General features: G+C 65.4%; 1 protein-coding gene. It reads left to right on the top strand.

Going from position 1 to position 581, the window contains the following annotated elements; translation table 11 throughout:
• Nucleotides 1-42 precede the first annotated feature (42 nt).
• Nucleotides 43-581 (top strand): PFL_4669 family integrating conjugative element protein (locus ABB22_RS17480; protein ID WP_057505455.1); only part of this gene is annotated, 539 nt, incomplete at its 3' end.

Here is a 581-nt window from a genome sequence, read left to right as displayed (position 1 = left end):
TGCGGATGCTGGCGGCTCCCTGTCCACCAGCGAGCGATCACCATGGCAACCAGCAACGAACCATTGCAACTCAACCTCGGCTCCCTGCGCAGCGCGATGTCGCTGACGCTGCACACCCACCACGCCTCGCGCATCTGGCATGGCCGCGCCGCCGCCGAGGGGCGACCCGGCATCGTCGGCCTGAACGGCTACATCGCCGTGATGAACAAGATGAAGCGCGGCTCGGAGCAGGACGACCCGTACAGCGACTGGTGGATGTTGCGCATCGAGGAAAAGCTCGACCAGACCAGGACCACGTTGCAATCGCTGCGCGAGCAGGTTGACCAGGCACTGGCCGGCGTGCCTGCGGCGTTGAGCCTGGGTGAGAACCTCAACGTGCAGCCGGTGAAGCTCCCCTTGTTCGTGAACGCGCAGCTCGGCTTTGCCGCCGTCTATCTGCTGGCCGACTACGACGACATCGCCCGCAAGCTGATCCTCGCCCACCACACCGCGCTGATCGATCGCTCGACGTTGGAGCGCTGGCTCAACGAAGGTGCCCACGCGCTGCGCAGCCTGTTCAGCCTGGCCCAGCAATACCGCTA

Source organism: Stenotrophomonas nitritireducens (genome assembly GCF_001431425.1).
Lineage (GTDB): Bacteria > Pseudomonadota > Gammaproteobacteria > Xanthomonadales > Xanthomonadaceae > Stenotrophomonas > Stenotrophomonas nitritireducens.
This window is presented reverse-complemented; position numbering and strand designations above follow the sequence as displayed.